Genomic DNA, 3,908 nt, shown 5'->3' with positions numbered 1-3,908 from the left:
GTAGTGCCCGGCGCGGACCAGCAGCCGCAGCAGCGGGCCGGCGAGGCGGACGCGGAGCCGATCGTCGGCGGCGTGCCACCAGGCGGCCCGCAGCCACGCCGCCGCCCGGGCCGGGTCCTCGTCCGGGCGGGCGGCGAGGGTGGCCAGCAGTCTCCCGAGCGCGAGGTCGCGGGGCAGCGCCCGGCCGGCGTCCGCGACCCGATCGGCCAGCGCCGCCGGGTCCACCGGCAGCCCGGCGGCGAACCTTCGGCGCAGCGCGTCGGCCAGCGATCTGCGCAGCGCGGCGGCGACGGCGGGGTCCGTCCGCTCCCGCAGCAGCGTGGCGAGCGCGGGGGAGCGGTGCCGCAGGCGGCCGTCGGTGTCCGTCTCCAGCACACCGCGGTCGACCAGCGTGTCGACGAGCTGTCCGCAGCCGGCGGGCCGCATCCCGCGGGCCGCCGCGAGCAGCGGCAGCTCGTCCAGGCCGACGGGGCCGAGCGCGATCAGGCCGGCCACCGCCGCGGCGCCCTCGCCCAGCTCCTCGAGCGGGCCGGCCGGGCCGTCCGCGGCCAGGGCGATCGGCCGGTCCGGCGCACCGAGGCAGAGCCGCCCGTGCACCGGCGTCAGCCGGCCCCTCGCCTCCAGGTCGGCCAGCGTGGCGAGTACGGCGCCGGGGTTCCCGGCCAGCGGGCCCAGGGCCTGGCACAGCGCGGGCAGCAGGGCCTCGTCCGGCGGGGCGGGGTACCGCTCGGCGACCAGCCGGTCCAGGTGGTCCCCGGTCAGCGGCGGCAGGTCGATCACCAGGTCGGCCAGGGTGACCAACTGGGTCATCGCGGCGGCGCCCCGGCCGGTGGAAGCGGTGTCCCGGACCGCGGCGACCACCAGACAGCCCGGCCGGCGCGCCGCGTCGAGGGCCGCCGCCGGTCCGGCCACCCCGTCGGCGTCGTCGACCAGCAGCGCGACCGGGGCCGGGCCGCTGATCGAGTCGAACATGGCGGCCAGTTCGAGGACGAACGAGACCGTACGCTCCGGACGGGTCCACGGCCGGCCGGCGCACAGCCGGACCAGCCCCCCGATCGCGTCCGTCAGGCGCGGCTCGTCCAGCTGCTCGACGTGGTCGCGGACGGCCCGTACGACCGCCTGGAACCCGAACGTGTCCGCCGGGTCCGCGGTATCGCCGAACCGGGTGGCCAGGACCTGGACGCCCGCGGCCCGCCAGGCGTCCGCCACGGCGTTCAGCAGCGCGGTCCTGCCCATGCCCCGGGCGCCGCGGAGGACGACCAGCGCGCCGCGCCCGGCCGCGTCGGCCAGCGACCGGTCCAGGGCGGCGCGTTCGTCCTGCCGTCCCCACAGGCGGCCTCTGCCCATGGCACCTCCCTCTTGACGTGGCCTTTTCGGCCAATCAAGCACACCCTTACGGAAATTTGTTTAGGGATACACCTAAAACACGGCTCCGGACGGTGTGGGCGGCCATGCGGCGGCGTATGGAGCCGGAGCCGCCTTTCGGTGGTCGGCCCGACGGGGGCGAAGAGCTCCAGCGGGTACCCGCGGGAGACCAAGGCCGCCCGGGTCGGGGCGCGCGTCGTGCGCGGCCGGCGCGGGAAGCGGGACGCGTCGCCGCCGGGCTCCGGGGAGGCGTCGCCGCCGGACTCCGGGGAGCGTCCCGGCTCGCCCGCCGGGGCGAGGGCCGGACGGGACAACATCCCGGAGGCCGCCGAAGGGGACCCGGGCCTTTCCCCCGGGCCTTCCGGGCGGAAGCGGTCGGGCGCCGGCGTGGCCGGGGTCGCCGGGCCCGGTCGCGCTCAGGTGGTGGTACGCGAGTGAACCGGAGGAGGAGCGGATGCCTGTCGCGACGCGGTGACGAGGCGTCACCGATGGGACATCCTGGCGAACTCGACCACCTGCCGGGCCATGGTCTCCATCTGCTCCCGCACCCGGGGGTCCGCGCAGTGGCCGTCCTCGGTGAACCCGGTGGCCGAGGTGTTCACCACCACCCCGAGTGGTGTCGGCCAGCCCCGCAGCGCATGCGTGATCGTACGCAACGCGCCCAGCGTGGCCACGCCGCTCTGCCAGCCCTGGGCCACCGTCAGACACCCCACGGCACGGCCGCTGAGGTACGGGCGCTCGTCGGTGCGCAACTCCTCGATGTGGTCCAGGGCGTTCTTCAACAGGCCCGAGGTGCTGCCGTGGTAGGCGGGGCTGGCGATCACCAGCGCGTCGGCCTCGGCCACCGCCTCCAGCAGCCGCCTGGCCGGCCGGGACAGATCCCGTTCCGCCGGGTCGTACAGCGGCATCACCAGCTCGGCGCCGCCGATGACCGTGCCCTTCGCGCCGAGGCGTTCCGCGGCGGCCAGCGTGGCGCGCAGGGCCAGCTCGGCGGTCGAACCCGGCCGGGTCGAGCCGCCGATGCCCAGTACGTTGACGGGTCGCTGCACCGTGTACGCCGTTGTCCCGTGATCCACACCCCGACTCTATGCAGCGGGTTCCATCGCCCGTTCTATCGCGGGTAACGCGGCGCTCGGCGGTGGGCGGACGGGCGATTACAGCGCCGTGGACGGACTCGGGGCAACCGCCGCTAACGTGTGCCGCCGCGGGCACTTCGCGTAACGGAGGGCGCGGCGGGCACACCGCCGCCGCGCGTCCGCCGGCCCTTTCGCCTCAACTGCCCGTGGACGTGGGACGAAGTCACCCGCGAACGGCACCCAAGGAGGAACCACCATGTCCGAGACGACCGCCGAGCGGGTCCCCACCCGTGCGGAGCTGATCGAACGGGCACAGGGTCTGATCCCTCTGCTGCGGCGCAACGCCGAGCAGACCGAGAAGGAGTCGAGGGTCCCGGACGAGAGCATGACCGCCCTGCGCGAGGCGGGTCTGCTGCGGCTCAGCACGCCCCGGAAGTGGGGCGGCTGGGAGCTGCCGATGCGTCACCAGGTGGAGGTCCTGTGCGAGCTGGGCCGCGGATGTCCGTCCACCGGCTGGATCGCCGCCAACCACGCCGCCTCCGTCGACCTCGTGATGCTCATGCCCGAGCCCGGTCTGCGGGAGATCTACGGCGCCAACCCGGACGCCGTCATGCTCTCGGCCGCCAGCCTCGACCCCAAGCTGCGGGGTGACAAGGTGGACGGCGGTGTGAAGGTCAACGGCCGCTTCCCCTACGCCTCGGGCTGCGAGATCTCGGACTGGGCCTTCCTCGCCTGGGTGCCGGTCTACGAGGACGGCAAGCAGACGGGCGTGGCCAACCTGCTGGCTCCCCCCACCGACCTGCGCATCGAGCGCACCTGGAACGTGGCCGGCCTGCTGGGCACCGGCACCCACGCGATGGTGGCCGAGGATGTGTTCGTGCCGGACCGCTTCATGCAGTTCGCGCCGCTGAAGGAGAACGGCGAGCCCGACTCGCCGGTCCCCGCCACCGTCCTGATCAAGGGCAATCTGCACTCCCTGTCGTCCCTGGTGGGCGCCGCCCGCGGGGCGCTGGACGTGGTCCGGGACAAGCTGGAGGAGCACAAGCCCCTCGCCTTCTCCACCTACTCCCGGGCCATCGACTCGCTGTCCGTGCAGCAGGAGTTCGCCGAGGCCACCCACCTGATCGACACGGGCATGCTGCACATGCTCGCGGTGGCGGACGGGTTCGACGCCGTGCCCGAGGGCGAGGACGCGACCCCGGAGGAGCGGGCCCGGCTGCGCATGCACATGGTCAGCTCGCTGGAGCGCTGCCGCGAGGCGATGCAGCGCCTGCTGGACTTGGCGGGCACCAGCGGGTTCGCCCAGACCCACCCGGTGCAGCGGTACTGGCGGGACCTGGAGATCGGCAGCCGGCACACGGCGCTCAACCGGCCGATGATTTTCGAAGACTACGCCCGGTCGCTGCTCGGCACCGGCGCTCCGGTGTCGCTGCTGTTCTGACCGTCCGTCGGCGCGGGCCCTCGGCC

3 protein-coding genes are annotated in these 3,908 nt (G+C 74.7%); 1 reads left to right on the top strand and 2 read right to left on the bottom strand.

The features are described 5' to 3' along the window. Positions 1 to 1,347: AAA family ATPase (locus AXW62_RS38040; protein ID WP_159061061.1), on the bottom strand; the 1,347-nt coding region annotated here is incomplete at its 3' end. A gap of 500 nt (positions 1,348 to 1,847) precedes the next feature. Then, positions 1,848 to 2,441 (bottom strand): NADPH-dependent FMN reductase, encoded by a 594-nt coding sequence (locus AXW62_RS38030; protein ID WP_244503038.1) that lies wholly within the window; start codon positions 2,439 to 2,441, stop codon positions 1,848 to 1,850. Positions 2,442 to 2,697: 256 nt separating this feature from the next. Between AXW62_RS38030 and AXW62_RS38025 the strand changes: the two genes are divergently transcribed. Beyond that, on the top strand, positions 2,698 to 3,882 hold the full coding sequence (locus AXW62_RS38025; protein WP_060948382.1) for an acyl-CoA dehydrogenase family protein: 1,185 nt from the start codon (positions 2,698 to 2,700) through the stop codon (positions 3,880 to 3,882). Positions 3,883 to 3,908: the final 26 nt, after the last annotated feature.

This window comes from Streptomyces hygroscopicus subsp. hygroscopicus (assembly GCF_001553455.1).
GTDB lineage: Bacteria > Actinomycetota > Actinomycetes > Streptomycetales > Streptomycetaceae > Streptomyces > Streptomyces hygroscopicus.
This window is presented reverse-complemented; position numbering and strand designations above follow the sequence as displayed.

Bases quoted from the DNA above. Each gene is read 5' to 3' on its own strand.
- AXW62_RS38025 (WP_060948382.1), top strand. From the start codon at position 2,698: ATGTCCGAGACGACCGCCGAGCGGGTCCCCACCCGTGCGGAGCTGATC.